Here is a 25,259-nt window from a genome sequence, read left to right on the forward strand (position 1 = left end):
CAGAAAGTGCTTTTTTTACATAGTTATTTCCAAAAAGAAAGGAGATAAAGAAATGAGTAATCAGAATGAGTTAACCATCTTAGTCACAAGTGATGTACACGGAAATGTACTACCAATTAATTATGGCAATAATGCTTACACTGAGTTAGGTCTATCAAAAATTGTTTCAATTATTAAAGAAGAACGAAAGAATGCTGCTAATCTAGTGCTGCTTGATAACGGTGATTTAATTCAAGGAACACCACTTACTTATCATTTTGTTCGTTCTATGGGTCAGGAAATGAATCCTATGATCAAAATCCTAAATGAGTTACATTATGACGCGGCTATTATTGGTAATCATGAGTTTAATTATGGAATGGATGTATTAAATCGAGCGGTTAACGAATCAACCTTTCCTTGGTTGTCTGCGAATATTATTGATTCTAAGACAAATGAACCGAGCTTTGGGAAGCCATACATTATAAAAGAATTCCCGAGTGGATTAAAAGTAGCTATATTGGGTGTAACCACTCATTATATACCAAACTGGGAGAACCCTTCACATATTACTGGTCTTAAATTTGAGGATGCACTTGAAACGACGAAGACATGGGTTAAGAAAATACGCGTAGAGGAGAAACCTGATATTATGGTGGTCTCATATCATGGTGGATTTGAGTGTGATCCTGAAACAGGTGAGCCAACTGAAACTCCTACAGGTGAAAATCAGGGATATCGTATGTGTTATGAGATTGAAGGGATAGATGTTTTAATCACCGGTCATCAGCACCGATCAATATCCGGAAGCATTAACGGTGTCACAGTTATCCAACCGAGTTTTAATGCACAAATGCTAGGGAAAATAACATTAGGTCTAACAAACGAAAACGGGTCATGGAAAATTGACCACTCAGACTCTCAACTTCTTTCAGTTGATTTAATAGATGAAGATCCTGATATTACTGAATTAGTTAAAGACTATGAAAATGCTACTCAAACATGGCTAGACCAGCCAATGGGAACACTGCTTGGGGATATGACGATAAAGGATTCGTTTGAAACCCGGCTAAAGGATAACGCACTGGTCGAATTTATTAATAAAGTTCAAATGGACATTGCCGAAGTGTCTATTTCAAATACAGCCCTCTTTAATAACACATCAAAAGGTTTTCCGGAATGTATTACAATGAGAGATGTTGTCTCGAACTACATTTATCCAAATACACTCAAGGTAATACGCATTTCAGGTGAGGATATGAAAGAAGCGCTTGAAAGATGTGCAAGTTATTTTGAGCTCGACAATGGCCAAGTAAAAGTAAACCCTGCCTTTACGACACCAAAACCACAGCACTATAACTATGACATGTGGGAAGGAATTGAGTATATTTTGGATATATCAAAACCGTTTGGGAAGCGAGTGACACAGTTAACCTATGAGGGGAAACCAATAGATCCTTCAGGAGAATATGATGTTGTTATGAATAATTATCGTGCAGGTGGTGGAGGAGAGTATAGCATGTTTAAAAACAAACGAGTTATTAAAGATATACCTCTTGATATGTCGGAGGTTATTGCAAACTATATTCTCTCAAAAGGAACAATTGAGGCAACAGTAAATCATAATTGGAAAGTTATATGGTAAGAAAAGAATATAACAGCACTTGGTATGGAAATCCTGCCAAGTGCTTTTTTATATTATAAAAAAGCTAGTAAATCTGTAATAATTTTCCCCTATTGGTACAAACTAAACTAAAAACTAAGGGGAAATTTATATGAACTGGGATAAGTGGGTGAAAAGTTTAAAGCCCAAAGAAGAAGAAATAAAAGAAGTGCCTTCAACAAAGGAGATCGAATTAAAGGAACGGAACATCCCTACAGGGATAGAAGAGGTTAAAACTATATTCAAATCAATCTATTCTATCCCGCAAAACACGGATGTCACATTAAGAGAGTTCACCATTGGCAAAGTAAACGAGAAAGCGGCACTTGTATTTGTAAAAACCATCTCTAATGGTGAGGACATTGAAGAACGAGTACTACTGCCTTTACTTACAAATGAAAGTGAGAGTAAAGAGATATCTGATATTGTAACAATCAAGAAGATTACTACTGCTTCTACTATTAAAGATATATTAAATGAAATTAATCACGGTAATACTGTCTTATTTATTGATAACACCTCAGTGGCTTATGTATTCGATACAACGAAATTTGAATCAAGAGCAGTAGAAAAAACGGATAATGAAAATGTGTTACGAGGTCCTAAGGAGTCCTTTAACGAAAACGCGGAGACAAATATCTCGCTTATCCGAAAAAAAATATTAAATGAAAATTTGATGGTTGAAACAACTACCGTTTCTAAACGGTCAAAAAATGATGTGTTCTTATTATATGTTAAGGATTTAGCGAATGACAAATTACTATCTAATATTAAAAATAGACTAAAGTCACTAGACACTGATGCTATACAAAATTTAGGTTTGTTAGAACAGCATATTGAAGAGCGTAAATTATCTCTTTTTCCAACCCTACTCTATACAGAACGCCCAGATAGAGCCGCAGCATTCTTAGAAGACGGTTATTTTGTATTACTAATGGATAGTTCACCAGCCTGTTTAATCCTTCCGGCAACTTTTTGGTCATTCTACCATTCACCAGAGGAACATTACTTACGTTTTATATATGGAAATTTTACTAGGATACTACGTATTGCTGCTGTTTTTATTGCTTTATTTACGTCTGCAATCTATGTGGCAGTTACTAATTACCATGCTCAAATGATTCCTCCGGATCTTTTGTTAGCGATTGCAGCAACAAGAGAAAAAGTTCCTTTCCCAGTTTTACTAGAAATTTTACTAATGGAAATTGCTTTTGAGTTAATCCGGGAGGCAGGTCTAAGGGTCCCTAGCCCAATTGGTCCGACTATTGGTATCGTAGGTGCTTTAATTCTAGGTCAGGCAGCTGTAGAGGCAAATATCATAAGTCCGATTGTAATAATTGTTGTAGCCTTAGGTGGAGTTAGCTCATTTGCCGTAAGTGACATAAGCTTAAATTACGCAATACGAATCATACGTTTTTTCTTTATCATCTCGTCTGGATTATTTGGAATCTATGGTATGACCGCCATATTTACAGTGGGATTATTTTATCTTGTTTCCATGAAATCATTTGGTATTCCTTATTTGGCACCTATGTCACCGAGGTATAAATCATCAAAGGATACAATATTTAGAAAGTTACTCCAAAATGAAACATATCGCCCAGGATACTTAAAGCCAAAAGATATTGTCAAGAAGGGTAATGAATAGTCAATGCAGCAAAACGATAAAGTAGGAATTCGTGAGTTTATAGCAATCACCATCATCATCATTGGTGTAAAGTTATCTGATGATACACCAGATTTATTATTAGAGGATTTAAAAAGTGCAGCTTGGATGGCTCCCCTTATTTCAGGCCTAATCGCAATCATCCCAATTTATTTTTTTTTAAAGGTGATAGGCAATTATGAGGATAAAAATCTTCATGATGTTAATATACATCTTCTAGGGAAGATAGTTGGCAGTATTGTTTCATTTCTTTTATTCATGGTAGGGTCTGCAGCAATGGTGATTGATTCAAAAGGGTATGTAGATATTATTGGCTCATTATATTTTCCAAAGACACCTCTACCAATCGTCTATTTACTATTGATGATTGTTTGCGTATATGGAGCAAAAAGAGGAATAAAGAATATTGGAAGTGTAGCATGGCTAGTTCTTTTTTATATTAAAGTTGCCTTAATTATGGCTTTCGTTCTGGCTTTACAGGAAGGGCATATTTACAGTATTTTTCCATTTTTTGGACCTGGGATAGAAAAAATTCTTAAAGAGAGTGTCCTAAAAACTTCTATTTTTGCTGACATTCTGTTTTTAGGCTTAATAGCTCCTTTTCTTACTGATAAAAAAGCATTTAAAAAGGGTGTTTGGATATCATTAATTATCCTTATAGTAGAATTAACAATTTCAATGATGCTTTATTTATTCATTTTTGATTACATGTCAGTTCAGATGATGAATTATCCCTTTCATGAGATGATACGATATATACGATTAGGGAAATTCTTAACGAATATTGAAACGTTCTTTTTTCCAATTTGGTTATTGGCGACATTTGTGCGGTTTTCTGTTTATTTATATTTAAATGGGGTTATATTCGGTGGAATTTTTAGGATTAAAAAATTTGAATATGTTATTCCTTCATTGGCAACCGTCTATTTATTGTTCGGCTTAATACCAGAAACTGCTACTTTTACTACTTTTTTTCTAAGAGAGTATTTGCTTAATATTTCAAGCCCTGTATTTATTGGATTACCAATCTTACTATGGGTGATGGCAAAGGTAAAAGGTGAATTTAATAATGAAAAAAAAAGCAATTAGTCTTCTTATTGTAAGTTGTTGCTTGTTATTAACAGGTTGCTTTGATAAAACAGAGGTTGAGGAAAAAGCCTATGTGATTGCATTAGGGCTTGATAAGGCTGAAGATAAAAACAAAATGAAGGTTAGTTTTCAAATCGCAAATCCAGAGGTAGGGAGTTTGCAAGGTGGAGCAGGGTCTAATGAGCCTCCACACGAAGTTGTAACAGTTACGGTAAATGATTTTATTTCTGCAAGAAATACCCTGAATGCACTTGTCTCGAAGGAAGTCACCTATGATTTACTAAAGGTGATTGTTATTTCTGAGGAGTTTGCAAAGGAAAAAGATTTTATTCGCTATATTTATGAAACTGCAAAAGATAGGGAGATTCGAAGAGATGTGTTCTTGGCTGTTTCTAAGGAAGATGCAAGTAAATACCTAGAAAAAAATGATCCAAAGCAAGAGACGAGACCACATAAGTATTTTCAATTTATGATAAACAGAGGAATTCAAGCTGGATTGATTCCGGAATCAGATCTGCATCGATTCTTTCGAATAACGGAGCATGATGCTGACCTTTTTATAGCTATGTATACCACAACAGAAAGTAGTGACAATGACAAAAAACACAATGAAGACGAATTCCTGGCCGGTCAAATTAATATAGAAGGGGATATTAATCGTACACAATTTATGGGTTCTGCTGTTTTTAAAGAAGGCAAGATGATTGGAAAAATGAATGGACAAGAAACGAGAATTGCTATTTTATTAGATGAAACATCCGAAATGAATGATGTCCTAACGACCTATCAAGATCCTATAAACGAGGATTATCGATTAGCTACTCGCATAATTAAAGAACGTCCAATTGATTATAAAATCAATTTAAATAGTTCACCAGCAACAGTCAATATCCATGTGTCATTAATTGTAGAAGTACTCTCAGATCCAGCAATGACTAATTATGCTAGGGATAGGGAGAAACAGGAAAAATTAAGAGATCATATTGAAAAAACAATTGCTTATAATATCGAGAAGTTTATAACAAAGTCACAAGAAGAGTTTGGGGGATCACCGTTTTCTCTTTCTCTACATGCTAGAAAACATTTTCTAACCATTCCTGAATTTAATCAGTTTGATTGGATGAAATCATATCCAGACATGGAGGTTGACGTGGAGGTCAGTATTGAATATGGTGAATTTGGGAAACAAGCAAAAGTACCATACCTAGAAGAGTTGAGGGATTAAATGAACATTCTATACGGAATTTTGGCTTTTGGTATGTTTGCCTACACAGTTGGTTATGCCATTACTTTATGGAAGGATAAAAATAAGATAGGTGCATTAGGCGTATTCTGGGTTGCTTGTATGATCGCTGTACTCCCGTTCTTTACGTTATTTAAATGACCTTTACTAAATTGTACCAATTCCGTCACAGACCCAGGGTTAACACTATGTATATAATGAAAATGTAAATAATTCTTACATTTTTTTACATAGGAGGGTTTGATATGACAGTTTCTTTAGTTAGAAGTAAGTCAACCTATATTTTCGTTGTATTGGCATTGCTGATTTTAGCATCCAATCTGACCTTAATGAACCATGACTCCTATAAACCTATAACAGAAGTAATGGCTTTAGCAACCGTAGTTGATTTAACAATCTGTCTGCCTTTTGCCTTTTACTTCTTTATAGTTAGGAATAGATTATCACCTGTCACAGTATTACCAGTTGTCATCGTTGGATTTTGGCTGGCTTACTTAATTGTTCCACATGAAAGCTTTAGATATTTTAAAGAAATGCTCTATGTTATATACGGGATTGAAGCGTTATTTGTAGCAATAGAGCTCTATATTTTATTTCTTTTAATAAAGAAAGCAAGAGCTTTCAGAAGGAATTATCTAAAGTATAATCAATCGGAATTACACTTTCCATCTAAACTTAGAAAGTCATTAGTTGAAACCTTTGGTAGTAGTAGGGTAATTGGAATGTTAATTACGGATATTTCAGTTTTTTACTACGGTTTGCTTAACTGGAGAAAAAAGTGGATAGATGTGCCTGGAGTACAAGCATTTAGTTATCATAAAAACTCTGGATATTTTGGGTTATTTATTATGCTAGTTCATGCGATGGCTATAGAAGTAATTGCAGTTCATGTATTGGTTGCCCAATGGAATACAACAGCAGCGTGGATTGTAACAGCTTTAGACTTTTACTTGTTGTTTTGCATAATAGCGGACTACCACGCTATACGACTTTCTCCAGTGTTAGTGGATAAAACAACTATGAAGATACAAATAGGCCTGAGAAGTTCACTTGAGTTGGAGCTTAATAATATTCAATCAATCGAGTATGTTACTGAATTTAGCAAAGATCAACGTAAAGAGAAAGGTTCATATTTTGTGACACTTCCTGATTTTATTGAAGAATCTCCACAGATAGAAATTAAATTAAAACAACCGGTAACAGCGCATTATGTATTTGGTATTAAGAAAGCGATTACCAAAGTCTATATAACGTTAGACGATCGTAATCGCTTTTACGAGTTGATTAATGAGCGAGTATCATCTACTTAACATAAAAACGGCATGAATCCAATTAAGAATTCATGCCGTTTTTTAATTTTAATTAATAACGTTCGGTAGTATTAAAATTTCTACACGTCTATTTTTCATTCTACCTTCAGCAGTATTGTTTGGAGCTACCGGACTATATTCTCCAAAGCCTTTTGCACTGAAAGACTTGTGGTCCAGCTGTTCATTTTCAAGTAAAATTTTCATAAAGTTTATGGCCCTCATTACACTAAGATGCCAGTTGTTATCAAATTGGCTATTACTAATTGGAACATTGTCCGTATGACCACTTACGATAATATTCCTTGGCGGATTCATAACTAACAGTTCAGAGATCTCCTTCGCCAGCTGTTGGTCAGCCGGACGGACAGCAGCACTTCCTGAGTTAAAGAAAGTGTCGTTTAAGATTGTGACTAGTAGGCCTTCATCAGTAAGTTTCGTCTCAAGGTGTTCATTCAACTTATTATCGAGGATATAGCCATTAATTTTTTCCTGAAGCTCTTTCAGTTCTTTTTGCTCTAATTCTTCGTAGGCTTCTTCGTCAATCTCTTCTTGGTTCTCTTCCTCACCCTGGTTTCCCTCATTTTCCTCATCACTCGGAATATCTTCAGGACTTTGTTGGACAACACTTGGATACTTCATTACGCCTGTCCCACCGTTAAAAGCACTGTTTAATGAATAGGCAATTTGCTTGAATTTAACTACGTCAACAGAGCTTGCTGCAAATAATACAATAAAGAGTGCAAGGAGGAGAGTAAGTAAGTCCGCATAGGGAATTAGCCAAGATTCATCTATGTGCTCCTCATGATGTTTATGTTTTTTCTTTCTAGACATCTAGGCTCTCACCCTCTGGCATGATTTTTTGTCGATCTTTAATTGACAGATAAGTAGAAAGTTTTTGTTCAATTGCTCTTGGTGCTTGTCCCTCAAGAACTGATAAGACACCTTCAATCATTACATATTTTACTGTAACTTCATCTTTTGATTTACGTTTAAGCTTGTTTGCAAATGGATGCCATAATACATACCCTGTAAAAATTCCAAGAAGTGTTGCGATGAAGGCAGCAGCAATCGCTTCTCCTAATGCTTGAGTATCATCCATATACCCTAATGCAGCGATAAGACCAATTACAGCTCCAAGAACCCCGAGTGTCGGAGCATATGTACCAGCCTGTGTGAAGATTAAGGCACCACCTTGGTGTCGATCTTCCATCGCTTCAATTTCCTCAGACATTACATCACGAATAAATTCAGCACTTTGACCGTCAACAGCCATACTTAAACCGTTCTTTAAGAACTGGTCATCTACCTCATTTACTTTTGCCTCAAGCGCAAGTAACCCTTCTTTTCGTGCAATAGTAGCCCATTCTGAGAACATTGGAATAAGCTGTTCAATTGTGGTCATCTTTTGTTCTTTAAAAAGTACACCAAATAATTTAGGGATTCGTTTAATTTCTTTCGTTGGAAATGCAATTGTTACAGCAGCAACAGTCCCTAATAAAATAATTAATATCGCAGCAGGGTTCAACAGCGCCACCGGACTTACCCCTTTATAAGCCATACCAACACCTACTGCCAGGATTCCAAGAATTATTCCAATTAAAGAAGTTTTATCCATAATCTCACCTATTCTTTCTTTCAATCTAGTTGTCTTCTCTATTCATATAATCTAGTATACTACGTCGAATAATGTTAAAAAACGATAAAAAATAATCCAATTTAACTACCTGATATTATCTATATCGACAAAATCAGCAAAAACTTTAAAATTTTCTACGAAAAAGGATAATGTTTCTTTTTGGAGAATATAGTATTTATAGTAAATTTGAAAATAGAGAAAAGGTGGGTCCAGTATGAATTTTAATGATTTTAAGTATGTTCGTCCCAATATGGAAGAAGTAGAAGCAAAGTTTACTAGTGTTTTAGAGAAGTTTACAAATGCTGCTACGTTAGAAGAACAAGATCTAGCAATGAAAGACGTAAATGAACTTCGTAACACAGTAGATACAATGTTCAACATCTGTTATGTTCGCCATACCATTGATACAAATGATGAATTCTATAAAGAAGAAAATGACTTCTTAGATGAAATTCAACCAATTGCTCAAGGTTTGGTAACAAAGTACTACAATGCATTGGTTAATTCTAAATTCAGAGCAGAGTTAGAAGAAAAGTGGGGTCATCAATTATTTGACCTTGCAGATGCACAATTAAAATCATTCTCACCAGAAGTAGTAGAAGACCTTCAACAAGAAAATAAGCTATCTTCTGAATATACAAAATTAGTAGCTTCTGCAAAGATTTTCTTTGAGGGTGAAGAGAGAACTCTAGCTCAATTACAGCCTTTTGCTGAGTCGACAGACCGTGAAATGCGAAAAAAGGCGAACGAGGTACGATTTAATTTCTTTAAAGAAAATGAAGAGAAGTTTGATGAAATCTATGACAAACTAGTAAAAGTACGTACAAAAATTGCGAAGAAACTTGGTTTTAATAACTTTACAGAATTAGCTTATTTACGACTTAACAGAACAGATTACAATGCAGAAATGGTAGCAAACTTCCGTAATCAAGTAAAAGAATTTATTGTACCACTTTCTACTAAACTAAAAGAGCGTCAACGTGAGCGTATCGGAGTCGATACATTAAAATATTACGATGAAGGTTTTAAATTCGAAACTGGGAATGCTACTCCTAAAGGAAGTCCTGAATGGATTATTGAAAATGGTAAAAAGATGTATGACGAATTATCAGCTGAAACAAGTGAGTTTTTTGACTTCATGATTGATAACAATTTAATGGACCTTGTTGCGAAAAAAGGAAAAGCAAGTGGTGGCTATTGTACGTACATTCAAGACTACAAGTCTCCATATATTTTCTCGAACTTCAATGGTACATCAGGAGATATTGATGTATTAACTCATGAAGCAGGTCACGCATTCCAAGTATATGAAAGCAGACATTTTGAAGTACCAGAATATAACTGGCCAACATATGAGGCATGTGAAATTCATTCTATGAGTATGGAATTCTTTACATGGCCTTGGATGGAATTATTCTTTAAAGAAGACACAGATAAATATAAGTTTTCACATTTAAGTGAAGCACTTCAGTTCTTACCTTATGGTGTAGCTGTTGATGAGTTCCAGCATTTTGTTTATGACAATCCGGAAGCAACTCCACAGGAACGTAAGCAAGCATGGAAAGACATCGAGAATAAATATATGCCAGGAAAAGATTATGATGGAAATGATTACTTAGAGAATGGTGGCTTCTGGCAACGTCAAGGTCATATCTACTCAACACCTTTCTACTATATTGATTATACGTTAGCTCAAATTTGTGCATTCCAATTCTGGAAACGTTCAAGAGAAGAAAGTGAAGCAGCATGGCAAGATTACTTAAACCTATGCAAACAAGGTGGAAGCAAACCATTCCTAGAGCTAGTTGAAGTAGCTAATCTAAAATCACCATTTGAAGATGGTTGTGTACAATCCGTTGTAGGTGTGATTGAAGATTGGTTAAACAGTGTGGATGATACAAAACTATAAGTAGGGTGAAGGCTGTTAATGTTATGTTAACAGCCTTTTTCACATAGGAGGTAAAAAACGTTGAAAAATTGTCCATTGTGTAATGTAGAGTCGCTCGAAGGTCAAAAAGTTGTATTTGAAAATGATTATTGCTTATTTCTTCAAATGCCTCAGGAAGTATTAATTGGGTCAGGTCTTATTGTGCCTAAAGCACATAGAGAAACTTTATTTGAGCTAACAAAACAAGAATGGGTTGCAACTTATGAGATTTTGCATGATGTTAAGCAACTCCTTGACGAACAGCTTAATCCTGAAGGATACAATGTAGGCTGGAATTATGGTGAGGTTGGAGGTCAGCATATTTTTCATGCACATCTTCATGTTATCCCTAGATTTGCGGACGAGCCTTATGCTGGAAGAGGAATTAGGAGTTGGTTGAAGAGTGCGGAGAATAAAAGGTGGTGAGTTCATTTGATAGAACTCACCTAGTTTTTTTAATTAAGATAAAAATCACCAGAGGTTGTTTCGACTTTTATTGAGGTACCCGATCCATTTCCTTTTTTCCCTAATATGAAACTCTCAGTAGAGTGCTCATATTGAAATCCACCTGTTTCGACCTTACCTTCACCTGACTTACCGGAGAATTCTAACATATAAGAGTCTATATTCATTGATAGAGTTACATCTCCGCTTGTTGCATTAAACTCCATGTTACCTCCATTGCTGTTGGAAGAAACAATATCACCACTCTTTGTTTCAATCAAAAAATCTGAGGTTACTTTTAGGTTGTCAGTCACGATATCTCCAGAAGTAGCAGTTAGAAAGAGATTCTTGGTTGACAGGTTAGTAGTTGTGATATCTCCAGATGATGTAGCTACTTCTAATTCTTCATACATCTTGGCAGGAACTTTGACAGTTAGTAATGTACCTTTATTGATGGCAAATACAGTAAAGGATGGATGTTTTACTCTAGTAATCTTAACTTGAAGTGCTTCGCCTTTTTCTAAAATGTCCAACTCATAAGCATCTCTCATTTTTTCGCTAACTTCACCACTGAGTTCAATTGTAACAACATCTTCAGAATGAGGGATGACTTCTATATCTGTAGGTCCAGAAGTGATTTCAATGTTTTTAATATCGTGCCCATCGATGGAATGGTTTTCCTTAAGTTCATATAGTTTAGTTGAAAATGCCTCTGCACCTTCTGTGTAATAAATAAAGCTAGCACCAGATAATAGAACAACTAACATAAACAATAATCCGTATCCAATATTTTTCATTATATGTTATCTCCTTTTAATTTTTAGAATTCCAAAACTTCATGAGATTTTCAGCAGGCGTTAAAATCCCGTTTTTCCCATAAAATAAATAGGTAAGGATGAAGAGTACTATGCTTAAGCCAATTTCATAGAATAGCTTATCTGCTGTAGTAACCTTAGTGTTTAATAGGACTAATGCTCCTTCTGAACCGTGTATGACTAAATCATTTACAAGGTTATGAGCTGCATGAACAATCGTTGCAACTGTTAGTGAACCGCTTTTTTGATAGATATAGGCGTAAACAATGCCACCTTTAAACCAACTTGCAGCTTTAAATGGGTCAAAGTCACCCATAACAAAATGTAGTGCCATAAATAAAACTGCTGAAATAAGAATCATGTTCACAATGTTAAATCTAGTAAGATTCATCATGAAGTATCCACGAGCCAAGACTTCCTCTTTTAGTGCGGCGAAGAACCAGCCAATCATTGCAATTCCTAGTAACCGATAAAAATCTATGGTTAAGACCTTTTCAAAAGTAAATTGTGCCACTACAATGTTCAGCTGATCTAATATGAAAATAAAGCTCAACACACAGATAAGTGAAAGTGCAGTTGCTATTAGTGAAAAAACTGCATCTATTTTAGTAAGCCCAAAGCCTAGTTGCCAAGGATTTTTTTTATCAACCATTCGAATCAATATGAAAAGTAAAACTGTATTCAAGACTCCCAAGGTAAAGTACATGGAGTGAGCAAAAAGAAAATCCGTTTTTAAATTTTCAAAGAGGTTTAAGTAAATTAAGACACCGACCATGGTTATGATAAGAACATTTGTTAAAAGAATAGAACTAAAGATTCGAAATGGTTTATTTATGATAATTTGCATTTTAATCAGCTCACCTTTGTTTCTTTCTACACTCATCTTATAAAGAAAAAGTCATATGACCGTAGTGAAGATGGTCATGACTTTATATAATGGGTAACTGTACCAATTTTCTGATATCTAGTAAAATAGTAAATAACTAAACAGTAAAGATTGGTTGTGTTGTTGATTGAATCGAGAACGATGGATGTGGATTGATTGGCTTATTTTTTCATTAAGATGTGGATGGTATGGAACTGGATTAACGTATTATTACGTGTATATGGAGAGGTTAGGTGAGTTATCATACTTAGGATTTGCGGGGATTGTATCAATTGGTTTTTTCATACCTTTGTTATTCTGGCGTCCAGGGTATCGTAATCCTACGTTTTATGCCATAGCTGAACTTCTCGTATCAGGTGGATTTTCTATTTATCTAAATATGTACCTAGGAATTAATTTAAGTTCTTCTATTATTTTAATGCCGATATTAATGGTTGGGTATTTGATGACGAAAAAAACAGCACCATGGGTAATACCTGTCTTTGTCATTCTTTTACCAGCAAACCGTTACTGGACAATCGACAATCAGTTTGCATTCTATTTGCAATACATAGATGTTCTTATCTTTTTTGTCATCGCTTTGGGCTTTAATCTGATCACCAAGTCCCAAAAAAGATACAAGTTTTTATTAGAAGAAAATGTGAAACAGCTTGAATTGATTGAGCAGCAGAACAGGGCCCTTGAACAATATTCAGCTGAAATTGAAAAACTAGCACTGGTTGAGGAGCGTAATCGGATGGCACGTGATCTTCATGATTCAATTGGCCATCATTTTACATCAGTTACAGTTGGGCTTGACGCAATTTCCTATATGATTGAAAGTCAGCCTAAGTTAGCTGCTGAAAAAGTGAGGGGCCTAGCGGAGGTTGCTAGAACGGGTTTGACAGAAGTGAGGAGAACAATTCATCAAATTGCTCCTTCAGAAGAGAATGAGCTTCTTACAATCCAACTAGAGAAATTAGTGAGCGAATTTGGAGAGCATACGAATACTGAGGTGAAGTTTGAGGTTGAAGGAGATGAACCAGACTTAGCACCGCACTTGAAGCTATTATTCGTACGATGTCTTCAAGAATGTATGACCAATGCGAAAAGACATGGAGAAGCTTTGTTTATCAAGGTAAATGTCCATTATTTGGAATATGATATTCAATTGAAGGTTTTCAACAATGGTAAAGGAATGGATACGGAGAATTTTGGGTTTGGACTAAAAATGATGAAAAATCGGTTAGAGGAAAAAAACGGACTACTAACGATTGAAAGTAATGGAGTAGAAGGGGTAACAGTCACTTGTAGTTTGGCAGTAGGAGGGAAGCGATGAAGAACATTAAGTTACTGCTTGTTGATGACCAAGAGTTGATCAGAGAAAGTCTAGCTTTTGTCTTAAATACAGATGAAGAAATAGAAGTAGTAGGTTTAGCTGCAAATGGCCATGAAGCAATATCTCTTTGTGAGGAGTTGAGCCCAACGATTGTATTAATGGATATTCAGATGCCTGTATTGAATGGAATTGAAGCTACGAAGATGATTAAACAGAAATGGCCAGAAACGAAGGTCATGATCTTAACAACTTTTCAAGAAGTTGAACATGTTGTTGAAGCCTTATCAATCGGGGCAGAAGGGTATTTACTAAAGGCGATTCACCCGAAAGACTTAATCTCAGGGATTAAACAAGTTCATAATAATGGAACACTTCTTTCTCAAAATCTAGCTAAAGCCTTAGTAGAGCAAATTCAGCATTCAAGAGAAGTTAATGGTACACCAGCTGTGAAAACATCTTATGGACTAACAGAACGTGAAGAACAAATTCTTAAGTGTCTTTCGCAAGGATTAAGTAATAAACAGATATCAGAAAGACTTTTTCTATCAGAAGGAACAGTGAAAAACTATATATCTAGTATTTATCATAAACTAGATGTAAAAGATCGGTATCAAGCTGCGTTGAAGGCTAAGGAAGAGGATATTGTTTAGGGATGGGATTATGAGAGGAGTGAGTTTTGTGAGTTATGATGTGATTGTGGTAGGAGCGGGTCTTGCTGGTTTGGTTGCAACAGCTGAGATTGCGGATTCAGGTAAAAAAGTTCTACTTTTAGACCAAGAACCGGAAAGCTCATTTGGTGGGCAAGCATGGTGGTCGTTTGGAGGATTGTTTTTAGTAGATTCCCCCGAACAGAGGCGAATGGGAATTAAAGATTCGAAAGAATTAGCATTACAGGATTGGATGGGAACAGCAGGGTTTGATCGTGAAGATGATGAAGACTACTGGGCAAAGAAGTGGGCAGAGGCCTATGTTGAATTTGCATCAGGGGAAAAGCGCACTTGGCTCTATGAGATGGGAGTACGCTTTTTTCCGGTTGTCGGCTGGGCAGAAAGAGGTGGCTACCTTGCTGAAGGGCATGGGAATTCAGTGCCACGTTTCCATATTGTTTGGGGAACAGGCCCTGGGATTGTGGCTCCTTTTGAAAGAAGAGTTCGCGAGCATATGAAAAATGGATTGGTAGATTATAAGCCACGTCATCGTGTAAACAAGCTTTTGACAAGTGATGGAGCAGTTGTAGGTGTGAGTGGGTCTGTACTAGTACCAAGTTCGGCAGGGCGGGGTGAAGCAAGTTCAAGGGAAGTTATTGGTGATTTTGAATACCGTGCTCAAGCTGTTGCAGTTACGAGTGGTGGTATTGGAGCGAATCATGAATTAATTCGGAAAAACTGGCCAAGCCGATTAGGAGAGCCACCTAAGAAAATGTTATCAGGTGTACCAGACCATGTAGATGGAAGAATGCTTGCGATTACGGAAGAAGCAGGAGGAAGAATCGTTAACCGTGACCGGATGTGGCATTATACGGAAGGGATTAAAAACTATGATCCTGTTTGGAATAAGCATGGCATTCGGATTTTACCAGGACCGTCTTCGATTTGGTTAGATGCTCGTGGTCGCCGTTTCCCTGCTCCGAATTTTCCTGGATTTGATACGTTAGGAACACTGGATTACATTCAAAAAACGGGCTATGACTATTCATGGTTTATTTTAACGCAAAAGATTATAGAAAAAGAATTTGCGCTTTCGGGCTCTGAACAAAATCCCGATTTAACAGGTAAGAGTATTCGCAAAGTATTGAAGCGTGCTCTACCAGGTGCTCCAGGTCCTGTTCAGGCATTTATGGATAAAGGAGAAGACTTTGTCATTGCTAGTAATCTTGTAGAGCTTGTTGAGGGAATGAATAAGTTAACCGACGAGCCGTTATTGAGTTTTGAAGAAATTGAACGTCAGATTAAAGCGCGTGACCGTGAGATTAATAATACGTTTACGAAGGATTTGCAGATAACAGCGATTAGAGGAGCACGAAATTATCTTGGAGATAAACTCATTCGTGTGGCACCTCCGCATAAAATCCTTGATCCGAAAAATGGTCCTCTTATTGCGGTTCGGTTAAATATTGTAAGCCGGAAAACGTTAGGTGGCTTGCAAACGGATTTGTCAGGGCGGGTTTTGAACTCTGTAGGAGAAGTTGTACCAGGGTTGTATGCTGCTGGTGAGGTTTCGGGATTTGGCGGTGGTGGAGTCCACGGATATCGTGCCCTTGAAGGAACGTTTGTAGGTGGATGTTTGTTTAGTGGTCGTGTAGCTGGGCGTGCGATTGCTGAGGGATTGAAATAGCGAATTCGGAGGAAAAACTGCGTCGATAGGTGATGCAGTTTTTTATTTGTTGACACTACTAAGTCATTAGGAAAACCACTTAAGTTATGTTATATCGATTTATTGACCTATAGATGAGGGGATTCGGCAAAATATAAGCCGATAAACTGGTTTATCGACGTATAGTTGAGGTAGATGCGGAAAAAATCAGCCGATAAACTGGTTTATCGGTCTACAGATGAGGAAATTTAGGAAAATATAGCCGATAAAAAGTTTTATCGGCCAAAACAAAAGCTGATAAACTGTTCAACTGTTCAACGTGTTCTATAAAACGGTTTTTCTGAAAAAGAGCTCGCATACATACAAGTCTAGGTAAATAGCCACCCCAAAAAAACACGACTAAGTCACTAGTTTACTAGAAAAAGATAAGTGTTTTCACCCATTGGAAAAATACCCCTTGATTAGTAAAATTTATAGTGGAAATTCGACAAATATTGAGGGGAAGTCGGTTATGGAGCAAGGACAGCAGGAAACACGGAAACAGAAGTATCAAAAGTTGAAAATAAGTAGGAAAGTCAAACTAAGCTTAAAACCAGTAATTGTTATTACTCTAGTGCTCGGGATGTGTCTATTTGCACTTCTACCAGATACTATTACCCTACATAAGCCTAAGTTGCTTCAAAGTGAGCAAGTGGTAGCAGCCGAATCATATCAAAGCACCAAGCAAATTCAACGAACTAGCACTAGAAGTTATGGCGAAATGGTTATCCTACATAAGGTGTCTAAGGGCGAAACAATCTTTAGCATAAGCAAGAGATATTATAATAGTAATCATACAGATAAAATACTTTCCTATAATGGAATAACGAAACCTGAGGAGCAAGTGAAACAGGGGATGATTCTTTCCATTCCGAACCCAGAGTTTCTAGCAATTCATAATGTGAAAAAAGGCGAAACTTTATTTAGTATTTCAAATCTTTATTTTTCAAGAACGAACTTAATGGAATATATGAAGAATGCTAATAAAATCAAGGACCCGACTACAGACATAAAAGTAGGAATGAAGATTTCAATTCCAGCCCGTGACCAGGTGGTTCTTCATACGGTTAAGGAGAAAGAGACATTATATGGAATGATGTCTACCTATTATGAACTATCTTACTATCAGAAACGACTTGCAGATTTTAACGACATCCATAATCCTTCAACAGACCTAAAGGTGGGGATGGAGCTAAAGGTGCCTAATCTATATCATATTCAAATGCTTGATAAGAATGAACGAATAGAAATAGATACCACTACGAATCTACTAACCTATTATAAAAACAATAAGGAAGTTCTAAAAACGAAAGTTGCGACAGGAAAAAACAATCTTACCCCAAAGGGTACATTTGAGGTTGTATTAAAACTAAAAAATCCGACATACACACCTAAAAAAATCCCAGGAGGTGCTGCAGAAAACCCTCTAGGGACAAGATGGCTAGGTTTAAATGTAAATGGAACCGAGGGTAGGACCTATGGAATTCATGGTACAAATAATCCTTCTTCCATTGGGTCGAATGCATCTATTGGGTGTATACGTGTGGAAAATAAAAAAGTTGAGTGGCTATTCGATCAAGTATCTGAAGGCACATTGGTTATTATTAAATAATATGAAAAGGGGCTACTATACTCACGAGTTTAGTAGCCCTTTCGGTTTTAAAATAGAAGATACTTTAGCTTTTGACCAAAGCCTTTTTTTGTTAAAGTTTGTTTTGGCTCTGGAAGTAAGTAGTCATGTTTCACCATACTTCTTTGATTTTGTTCCATTTCTGTACGCTCAAGATCCCAGATCATTTTATATAAAAGGTCGTTTAATAACATTGAGTTCACTCTCCCGATTTGGTTTGTTTTAATTACACCTTTATTTTAATGGGAAAGTGTTCCAATTTAATCGGGTTGAAGGTTGAACTTTACCTTGAACTTAGACTGATACTTGAATACGACCTAAGACGGAGAAAGATCAACCTATTGCTTCAATAAGATCTGGTATGACTGTGTTAGCTAGAAGTGTAAAATATAGTGGGTAGAAGAGGACTAGTAAGTTGGAAATCATGCAAAACCTGCTATAGAACCGATGGGCAGTTTCCTCTGTCATGGAGGCAAATAAGATACCTATTAATGATATGAAACAAAATAATCCTGTCCCAAAGAGAGACCCTAATCGCTCCTGACATAAAATAAAGCCAATAGATGAGCCATTAAACAGCAGTATGAGGAATGAAATACTTATGTAGAATCTGGAAGTTATCGACATGTAAACACCTCAGGCTATCTATATGAGGATACAAATGACATAATAACCTAAAAAATGGAAATGAATCTTTATGCTTATATAATGATTTAGGAAGAAAGACACTTTTAACATTGACTACCAAGATATAGATTGCCAGTTTTAGACTAGAGTTATATGATACCTTTAGAATATATTTCCAAGTATGGGGTAGAGAGACATGAAAACAGGCATTCTTTTGTATGATAGATTTAGTGAGTACGAACTATCTGTTGTTTTATCTGTATTAACTCAAGGTAATAAGGAGAAAGTATTTATTGGTTTGAATTCGAGTCCAGTCAAAGGGGAAGCTGGTTTAACTTGTATCCCGGAGACAACGATTGATCAAGTAGACCTTTCTGAGATTGATAGCATCGTGTTACCTGGAGTTGATGATTTTAGACATTTAGTAGAGGCAGAGGAGCTCTTTACATTTGTACGTAAAGTAGCAGAGCAGAATGCGATTATAGCTGCTATTTCGAGTGCTCCGATTGTTCTAGCTAAAGCGGGTGTTCTTAGTGGTCACAACTATACAGTTGGGGTATCATTGGAATTTCTATCAGAGTCTGGAATCTTTGAAGCTGGTAACTATATTGATGGTCCACTTGTGCAGGATAGAAATATTATTACAGCAAGAGGGTCCTATTTTGTAGGTTTTGCAGTAGCATTTGGTAGAAAACTTGGCTTAGAATTTAATCCTAACTGGTACAAATAAATACATTTAAAATAGCTCTAGCTGATAGCAAGAGTTTTTTAAGTTTTTAAACTATTCTTCACAAATTTGTTGTCAAAACTGTAAAACGGTGGTAATCTTTATTTAAATAAACCGAATAGTCATTTTAGTAAAACGAACAAGGAGTGCACACATATGCCACCAATTGTATCAGATGAGTATAAAGAGAAGAAACGAAAAGAAATCCTTGAAAGTGCATTTGAAGCGTTTGGTGAAAAGGGGTTTCAAATATCAACTATAGATGACATTGTCTCGATATCTGGAATGAGTAAGGGGGCAATTTATAATTATTTTGAGAGTAAGGAAGATATCTATCTTCAACTAATGAATATGAGAACAGATCAAGATTTTGCCAAGATTGATAAACAGTTTGAAGGTATGAAAACAGCGACTGAAAAGCTAATGTATTTGTTTAGTGTCTATACTAAGGCTGAAAGCAATCCGAAATGGCAGAATAGCATTCGTGTCCATATTGAGTTTTGGATTACTTCTTCAAGACAAGAAGAGTTGCAGAAATTGATGATTGATCGTTACAACCAAAAGTATTTGTCTTATCTAGAAAATGTATTGCAAGAGGGTATAAATCGAGGCGAGTTTCATGAAAACTGTGATCCACGCTTAGTGGCTTCCTTATTTTGGGGAATCATTGATGGAGTATGCTTACATTATTCTGTGATTGGTGAGCACTATGCGTACAAGGAGATTATTAAAAAAGCCGAAGAAATCATCTTTCATTATTTAATGACGATAAAGGAGTGATTACTATGAGTCTCATAAAAAAGTTATCTCTTGAAGAACTTGATGAGTTTATAAGAATTGATACGAATGCTTACCCAGGTGTTTATAACCATTCACCTGATGTACAGGAAAGAATCAAAAAAAGCATTACTAAAACGCAACTTGAGGACGAGAGTGCTGACTATTACGGAATTTATCGAGATACTAAATTAGTAGGTGGAATGAGAATTCACCACTTTACAGCAAATGTTTTGTCTTCAAAGGTCCCTGTCGGAGGGATAGGTTCAGTGGCTGTAGATTTACTTTATAAAAAAGAAAAAGTAGCCAAGGAAATACTTGAATACTTTGTAAGACACTTCCGTGAAAATCAAGTCTCCTTAGTTGCCCTTTATCCGTTTCGTCCTGATTTTTATAGCCAAATGGGCTTTGGATATGGGACAAAAATGAACCAGTACAAAGTTAAACCAGAAGGTTTTAGGAAAGACCTACTATCTAGTAAAAACCAGATACAATTTTTAACCAAAGAGCACAAGGATTTAGTAGTGGAATGCTATCAGAGATATGCAGTAAAAACTCATGGAATGATGGATAAAACTGCTTTTGGCGCTGAAGCCCTGTTTGTCAATCCGAATCAATTAATGGTTGGATATGTTCAAAACGGTAAAGTTGAAGGCTACCTATCTTTCTCGATTAAGAAAGAAAGTGAAACGAATTTTGTTTTTAATGATATTCATGTTAAAGAATTTGTATATGAAAACAAAGAGGCTCTATCCCAACTTCTAACATTTCTACATAGCCAGGCTGATCAATTTAATCGAATTGTTTTCAATACGCATGATGAACATTTTCATTTTCTGCTTAATGATCCGTCTAATGGATCCAATCAATTGATTCCTAGTGTGTATCATGAGAGCCATACTTCAGGTGTGGGACTAATGTATCGAGTTGTTGATGTTGCCAGATTTTTGGAGGAACATCGATTTGGTATGGTTGATTGCACTGTAAAGTTTAATGTTAAGGACTCATTTTTTCCTGAAAATGAGCAAACCTTAGTTGTTGAGTTTATAGATGGTAAAGCTACAGAGGTAAATGGGCCATATGAAGTGGAAGTCACGATGGATATCTCTGATTTTTCATCTGTCGTCATGTGTGCTACTGATATAAGTAGCTTATATCGCTACGGAGCTGTAGACATATCAGATGAAACCTATTTAAAGAGATTAGATGTTTTATTTAAGACACACGAAAAACCAATTTGTATGACTGCGTTTTAATAGAATATAAGTTGAACGACAAAGAGAGAGGATAGTGGTAGTATGATAACAATTAAGCGATTGTCTGAATGTACGTTTGATCAAGCAGTTTTAGCATGGAATAGAGGATTTGAAGGCTACTTTTCTAATATGACGTTTACTCTGGATCAGTTTACAAGACGTTTTGTACTTGATGGGTTATCTCCTAATCTATCAATCATTGCCTTTGATGGAGATGAACCAGTCGGTTTTATCCTAAGTGGAATTCGTATGATTAATGGCAAGAAAGTATCATGGAATGGTGGAACAGGTGTTGCTACAGACTATCGAGGCAAAGGTGTTGCACAAAAATTAATGGAAGCAGCTATCTCCATTTACAAAGAAGAAGAAGCAGATATTGCTTTATTGGAGGCTATTAGCCAAAATGAAAGAGCTATCAAGCTTTATACAAATTATGGGTATAAGGTAATTGATCAGTTGGTACACCTTCATCAAAATGGTCCACTTCCTGCCGATACGTTTGCTGGCAGTGGAGACTACACGACTGAACGCAAGTTACCAGTAGATGTAATAGACCTTCCTTTTTATAAAAGCATGGCTTCATGGCAAACTCATTGGAACAATGGGCGTGATGGGGAATCAATTATCGTAAGTGATACAGAGGGTAACAAAGTGGGCTATGCCCTTTTTAGAAGAGCATTTAATGAAGAGGCAAAACAAGTTGCTATTGTGTTAATTCAGTGTGAAGTGGTTCCTGGGCGTGAGGATGAAGGTGAGATTGTTCGTACAATGTTAAATGAGCTTTACTCACCAGCTATGGATATTCAAAGATCTGTAATAAATATGCCAGTTGGAAATGAAACTGTTATTAATAGTTTAAAAGAGTGTGGATTTAGTGTAAAAGTAGAACAAGTTTATATGCTGAAAGAAATGTAGAGGGTTATTTTTATAGTAAATAAGGAAGTTTTGGAAAGGTTCGAGCGAGAAGATGTCGCTTGAACCTTTTTGATTTGTCTTCAATTATAGACCTCATCCAAATTGTTTATGTAAAAGCTTATTGCCCGTTTATAATCCAGGATATCTTGATTATTTGTTGTTTCTATCAGGTTTGTAAGTAAAATATCCATCGCACGTCCATGGTTTCCTAGATTGTATTGTGTCATAGAATAGAAGATTTGTAGTCCTCGGTGATTAGGAAACTCTTCTATGGCTTTTTCAAAAATTTCAGCTGCTTTTTGATAGCTACCAATACATCTGAGACTACTACCAAGTCCTAAATAAGCCTCCACACGTAAAGGGCCTTCAATCCCTAATTCTAACGCTTTTTCATAGTAAGGAATGGCCTCGTGTTCATAACCTAAACTATCGTGTATAAAAGCACACTCGACTTGTACAACGGCCACTGTTGTATATTCATTTACCAATTTTATTATTTCAACTCTTGCCTGTTCACCGAAGCCATTATCACGAAGTTGTTTTATTTCAGTTATCTTCTGAATCGTATTATCCATGTATAGTCACCTCAATTTAACTATACATGATTTAGTTGGTAATATCTTCAAAAAAGTAATTGAACTCCTAAGCATTTTGTATCAAAATGATGTAAAGAGAATTTTTAAAGGATGTTGAAAGTATGTCGATTTTATTAATGGGTGAAAAAGTAATTGTACGAGTCATTAAAGAGGAAGATTTTGAGCCACTTTGGCATTTAATATATGGAAAAGAGGATACGGAATGGAGAAAATGGAATGCACCTTATTTTCCATTTGAACATGAGGACTTTTCTGTATTTAGAGAAAGAATGGCAAAACGAATAGCGGATGGAACCGATTCAATGATGCTTATTCAAACGTTGGATAGAGAAATCATTGGTACGGTTAGTTATTATTGGGAAGACAAAAATACGAGATGGCTAGAAGCCGGGATTGTTATTAACAACTCACAATACTGGCATGGTGGATATGGGACTGAGGCATTAAAATTATGGATCGGCCATTTATTTGCAACACTAGAGATTGCTAGAGTGGGTATTACAACTTGGTCTGGCAATGAGCGAATGATGCGTGTGGCAGAAAAGCTTGGTTTGCAGCTTGAGGGCCGTATGAGAAAATGTCGTTATTACAATGGGAAATACTATGATTCTATAAGAATGGGAGTCTTACGAGAAGAATGGGATGACCTACACAAAGGGAGAAGTGTTTAGAATGAATCCTGTTACGATAACTAACTATGAAATCGATGGTTATAAACAATCGAAAATATCTTATACCATGATAAAACAGAAAGTAGAGAGTAATACTTTAGCCATAATTCTTCCAGGGATAGGATATAATGTCCAAAGGCCTTTACTGCATTTCACAACAAACCTCTTTATTCAAAGTAAGTATGATGTGCTACATATTAATTACAATTATCTTTCAAGTGAAGTTTATAAAGGGTTATCTGATGAAGAAAAAGTTGAGTGTATCGAACAGGAAGTAAAAAAGGTAATTGATACGGTGTTAATTGAAAAGCAGTACAAAGAATATGTCCTAGTTACTAAGTCTATAGGCACTATACCTATTTCAAACGAATTATTAACAAGAAATGAATTTATAGATGCTAAGGCGATATGGTTAACGCCGTTACTTCATAATACTTTACTTTTTGAAAGAATGAAGCAATGTCATCATCCATCACTTTATGTGATTGGAGATCAGGATCCTTGTTACATGAAGGACCGATTTAATGAACTAGCAATTAAGAACAACATTAACTGTGTACTTATAGACGGTGCAGATCATAGTTTAGAAGATCCAGAGGTTCTTGCATCGATTGATAATTTAAAGGTCGTGTTTGAAGAGTTACAAACATTTTTAGCAAGTAAATAACTAACTTAACTGACACGAAAAAGTGAGGGGAGTTGAATGAAGTGAAGGCAATTTTAATCGGAATATTTTCATCTGTATTTTTCGCTGTAACGTTTGTATTGAATCGATCGATGGAGCTTTCAGGTGGAAGTTGGCTATGGAGCTCTTCACTTCGATATTTCTTTATGGTTCCTTTTTTAGTTCTAATTGTTTATCTTAGAGGGAATTTTGGAGCGCTTTTAAAAGAAATGCAGAAAAGTCCCTCTACCTGGCTAGTATGGAGCATTGTTGGTTTTGGTCTGTTTTATGGTCCAATTACGTTTGCTGCTTCAAGTGGTCCAGGATGGTTAGTGGCTGGTACCTGGCAGTTTACGATAATAGCTGGATTATTACTTGTGCCATTTTTCTATTCTAAGATTCAATCTAATCATGGAATCATAAAAATTAGGCAGAAACTTCCTTGGAAGGGTCTTCTTTTTTCGAGCATAATCTTTATCGGTATTGTCATTATCCAATTAGACCAAGCAAGTGGTGGCTTTACTGTGCAAATGCTGTACATTGGTATCTTACCAGTGGTTATAGCAGCTTTCGCCTATCCGTTAGGAAATCGGAAAATGATGGAGCATTGTAAGGGAAATGTTGATACTTTTCAACGTGTACTTGGAATGACCCTTGCATCTATGCCATTATGGATTGCTCTTTCAAGCTATGGATATTTTACAGTTGGCTTACCTAGTAGTAGCCAAGTGCTTCAGTCATTGGTTGTAGCCTTGTCTTCAGGTGTGGTTGCAACCGTACTGTTCTTTTATGCAACAGATCTAGTAAAAGAAGATCAAAGTAAGCTTGCTGCAGTTGAAGCGACCCAATCAAGTCAAATCATCTTTGTTCTATTTGGAGAAATGCTTATCCTGTCTGAGGCATTACCAAATTACCAGTCAATTATTGGGATGCTAGTTATCATTATAGGAATGATTTTTCATAGCTTTGCATCGAGGCAAAAGATCGTCCTAACAGGTAGTAAGGTTAAGTCTATTTAAACTAGGAAAAGGTGTAATCAGACGATTACACCTTTTTTAATCCATCATT

25 protein-coding genes are annotated in these 25,259 nt (G+C 36.0%); 19 read left to right on the forward strand and 6 right to left on the reverse strand.

Annotation, left to right across the window (positions count from 1 at the left end):
• Positions 1-52 precede the first annotated feature (52 nt).
• The 6 genes from J2Z26_RS03295 (at position 53) to J2Z26_RS03320 (ending at position 6,950) form a co-directional block, all read left to right on the forward strand.
• On the forward strand, positions 53-1,624 hold the full coding sequence (locus J2Z26_RS03295) for a bifunctional metallophosphatase/5'-nucleotidase (RefSeq protein WP_193538244.1): 1,572 nt from the start codon (positions 53-55) through the stop codon (positions 1,622-1,624).
• 130 nt (positions 1,625-1,754) lie between these two features.
• A complete protein-coding gene (locus J2Z26_RS03300) occupies positions 1,755-3,290 on the forward strand; it encodes a spore germination protein (RefSeq protein WP_193538246.1) in 1,536 nt (511 codons plus the stop codon).
• A 3-nt stretch (positions 3,291-3,293) separates the two neighbouring features.
• Positions 3,294-4,397 (forward strand): GerAB/ArcD/ProY family transporter, encoded by a 1,104-nt coding sequence (locus J2Z26_RS03305; RefSeq protein WP_193538248.1) that lies wholly within the window; start codon positions 3,294-3,296, stop codon positions 4,395-4,397.
• Positions 4,378-5,622: a Ger(x)C family spore germination protein gene (locus tag J2Z26_RS03310; RefSeq protein WP_193538250.1), complete on the forward strand. Its 1,245-nt coding sequence runs from the start codon at positions 4,378-4,380 to the stop codon at positions 5,620-5,622. Before J2Z26_RS03305 ends, J2Z26_RS03310 begins: the two co-directional genes overlap by 20 nt.
• Positions 5,623-5,781 carry a hypothetical protein gene (locus tag J2Z26_RS03315; RefSeq protein ID WP_193538252.1) on the forward strand — a complete coding sequence of 53 codons (159 nt, stop codon included), beginning with the start codon at positions 5,623-5,625 and terminating at the stop codon, positions 5,779-5,781.
• A gap of 104 nt (positions 5,782-5,885) precedes the next feature.
• Positions 5,886-6,950, forward strand: a complete 1,065-nt coding sequence (locus tag J2Z26_RS03320; RefSeq protein WP_193538254.1) for a hypothetical protein — start codon at positions 5,886-5,888, stop codon at positions 6,948-6,950.
• Between the two features lie 48 nt (positions 6,951-6,998).
• Here the strand turns inward: J2Z26_RS03320 and motB are convergent, their stop codons facing one another.
• A complete protein-coding gene (gene motB / locus J2Z26_RS03325) occupies positions 6,999-7,781 on the reverse strand; it encodes a flagellar motor protein MotB (protein WP_193538256.1) in 783 nt (260 codons plus the stop codon).
• A complete protein-coding gene (motA, locus tag J2Z26_RS03330; RefSeq protein WP_193538258.1) occupies positions 7,774-8,565 on the reverse strand; it encodes a flagellar motor stator protein MotA in 792 nt (263 codons plus the stop codon). Before motA ends, motB begins: the two co-directional genes overlap by 8 nt.
• Before the next feature lie 235 nt (positions 8,566-8,800).
• Between motA and J2Z26_RS03335 the strand changes: the two genes are divergently transcribed.
• Positions 8,801-10,495, forward strand: a complete 1,695-nt coding sequence (locus J2Z26_RS03335) for a M3 family oligoendopeptidase (RefSeq protein WP_193538260.1) — start codon at positions 8,801-8,803, stop codon at positions 10,493-10,495.
• Positions 10,496-10,555: 60 nt separating this feature from the next.
• Positions 10,556-10,939 carry an HIT family protein gene (locus tag J2Z26_RS03340; RefSeq protein WP_193538262.1) on the forward strand — a complete coding sequence of 128 codons (384 nt, stop codon included), beginning with the start codon at positions 10,556-10,558 and terminating at the stop codon, positions 10,937-10,939.
• 29 nt (positions 10,940-10,968) lie between these two features.
• Here the strand turns inward: J2Z26_RS03340 and J2Z26_RS03345 are convergent, their stop codons facing one another.
• Together J2Z26_RS03345 and J2Z26_RS03350 are read right to left on the reverse strand one after the other, a co-directional pair.
• Positions 10,969-11,754 (reverse strand): DUF4097 family beta strand repeat-containing protein, encoded by a 786-nt coding sequence (locus tag J2Z26_RS03345; RefSeq protein ID WP_193538264.1) that lies wholly within the window; start codon positions 11,752-11,754, stop codon positions 10,969-10,971.
• Between the two features lie 16 nt (positions 11,755-11,770).
• Entirely contained in the window at positions 11,771-12,619 is an 849-nt protein-coding gene (locus J2Z26_RS03350) for a CPBP family intramembrane glutamic endopeptidase (RefSeq protein ID WP_193538266.1), read from the reverse strand.
• Between the two features lie 166 nt (positions 12,620-12,785).
• Between J2Z26_RS03350 and J2Z26_RS03355 the strand changes: the two genes are divergently transcribed.
• From J2Z26_RS03355 to J2Z26_RS03370, 4 genes are all read left to right on the forward strand, one after another.
• Entirely contained in the window at positions 12,786-13,976 is a 1,191-nt protein-coding gene (locus J2Z26_RS03355) for a sensor histidine kinase (protein ID WP_193538268.1), read from the forward strand.
• Positions 13,973-14,626 carry a response regulator gene (locus J2Z26_RS03360; RefSeq protein ID WP_193538271.1) on the forward strand — a complete coding sequence of 218 codons (654 nt, stop codon included), beginning with the start codon at positions 13,973-13,975 and terminating at the stop codon, positions 14,624-14,626. The genes J2Z26_RS03355 and J2Z26_RS03360 overlap by 4 nt, the downstream gene beginning before the upstream one ends.
• Positions 14,627-14,654: 28 nt before the next feature.
• Positions 14,655-16,310, forward strand: a complete 1,656-nt coding sequence (locus J2Z26_RS03365; protein ID WP_193538273.1) for an FAD-binding dehydrogenase — start codon at positions 14,655-14,657, stop codon at positions 16,308-16,310.
• Between the two features lie 490 nt (positions 16,311-16,800).
• The gene (locus J2Z26_RS03370) at positions 16,801-17,940 is read left to right on the forward strand and encodes a L,D-transpeptidase family protein (RefSeq protein WP_193538275.1); all 1,140 of its coding nucleotides are present in this window, start codon (positions 16,801-16,803) and stop codon (positions 17,938-17,940) included.
• Between the two features lie 47 nt (positions 17,941-17,987).
• Here J2Z26_RS03370 and J2Z26_RS03375 read toward each other — a convergent pair whose 3' ends face one another.
• On the reverse strand, positions 17,988-18,152 hold the full coding sequence (locus J2Z26_RS03375; protein WP_193538277.1) for a hypothetical protein: 165 nt from the start codon (positions 18,150-18,152) through the stop codon (positions 17,988-17,990).
• A 629-nt stretch (positions 18,153-18,781) separates the two neighbouring features.
• Between J2Z26_RS03375 and J2Z26_RS03380 the strand changes: the two genes are divergently transcribed.
• The 4 genes from J2Z26_RS03380 to J2Z26_RS03395 all read left to right on the forward strand — a co-directional run bounded on the left by J2Z26_RS03380 (position 18,782) and on the right by J2Z26_RS03395 (position 22,260).
• The gene (locus tag J2Z26_RS03380) at positions 18,782-19,315 is read left to right on the forward strand and encodes a DJ-1/PfpI family protein (protein WP_193538279.1); all 534 of its coding nucleotides are present in this window, start codon (positions 18,782-18,784) and stop codon (positions 19,313-19,315) included.
• A 153-nt stretch (positions 19,316-19,468) separates the two neighbouring features.
• Positions 19,469-20,092: a TetR/AcrR family transcriptional regulator gene (locus J2Z26_RS03385; protein ID WP_193538281.1), complete on the forward strand. Its 624-nt coding sequence runs from the start codon at positions 19,469-19,471 to the stop codon at positions 20,090-20,092.
• A 5-nt stretch (positions 20,093-20,097) separates the two neighbouring features.
• Positions 20,098-21,345 (forward strand): GNAT family N-acetyltransferase, encoded by a 1,248-nt coding sequence (locus J2Z26_RS03390; protein WP_193538293.1) that lies wholly within the window; start codon positions 20,098-20,100, stop codon positions 21,343-21,345.
• Positions 21,346-21,387: 42 nt separating this feature from the next.
• Entirely contained in the window at positions 21,388-22,260 is an 873-nt protein-coding gene (locus J2Z26_RS03395) for a GNAT family N-acetyltransferase (protein ID WP_193538295.1), read from the forward strand.
• Between the two features lie 80 nt (positions 22,261-22,340).
• On the opposite strand, the gene J2Z26_RS03400 is transcribed toward J2Z26_RS03395, so the two are convergent.
• Positions 22,341-22,835, reverse strand: coding sequence for a tetratricopeptide repeat protein (locus J2Z26_RS03400; RefSeq protein ID WP_193538297.1), 495 nt, complete (start codon positions 22,833-22,835; stop codon positions 22,341-22,343).
• Positions 22,836-22,957: 122 nt separating this feature from the next.
• On the opposite strand from J2Z26_RS03400, the gene J2Z26_RS03405 reads away from it, so the two are divergent.
• Genes J2Z26_RS03405 through J2Z26_RS03415 form a run of 3 tightly spaced genes read left to right on the forward strand, consistent with a single transcriptional unit; the run spans position 22,958 to position 25,210 of the window.
• Positions 22,958-23,527, forward strand: coding sequence for a GNAT family N-acetyltransferase (locus tag J2Z26_RS03405; protein WP_193538299.1), 570 nt, complete (start codon positions 22,958-22,960; stop codon positions 23,525-23,527).
• A gap of 1 nt (position 23,528) precedes the next feature.
• A complete protein-coding gene (locus tag J2Z26_RS03410) occupies positions 23,529-24,194 on the forward strand; it encodes an alpha/beta family hydrolase (RefSeq protein WP_209794292.1) in 666 nt (221 codons plus the stop codon).
• 41 nt (positions 24,195-24,235) lie between these two features.
• A complete protein-coding gene (locus tag J2Z26_RS03415; protein WP_193538303.1) occupies positions 24,236-25,210 on the forward strand; it encodes a DMT family transporter in 975 nt (324 codons plus the stop codon).
• The last annotated feature ends 49 nt before the right edge of the window (positions 25,211-25,259 follow it).

The organism is Cytobacillus luteolus, from assembly GCF_017873715.1.
In the GTDB taxonomy this organism is placed as follows: domain Bacteria; phylum Bacillota; class Bacilli; order Bacillales; family Bacillaceae_L; genus Bacillus_BV; species Bacillus_BV luteola.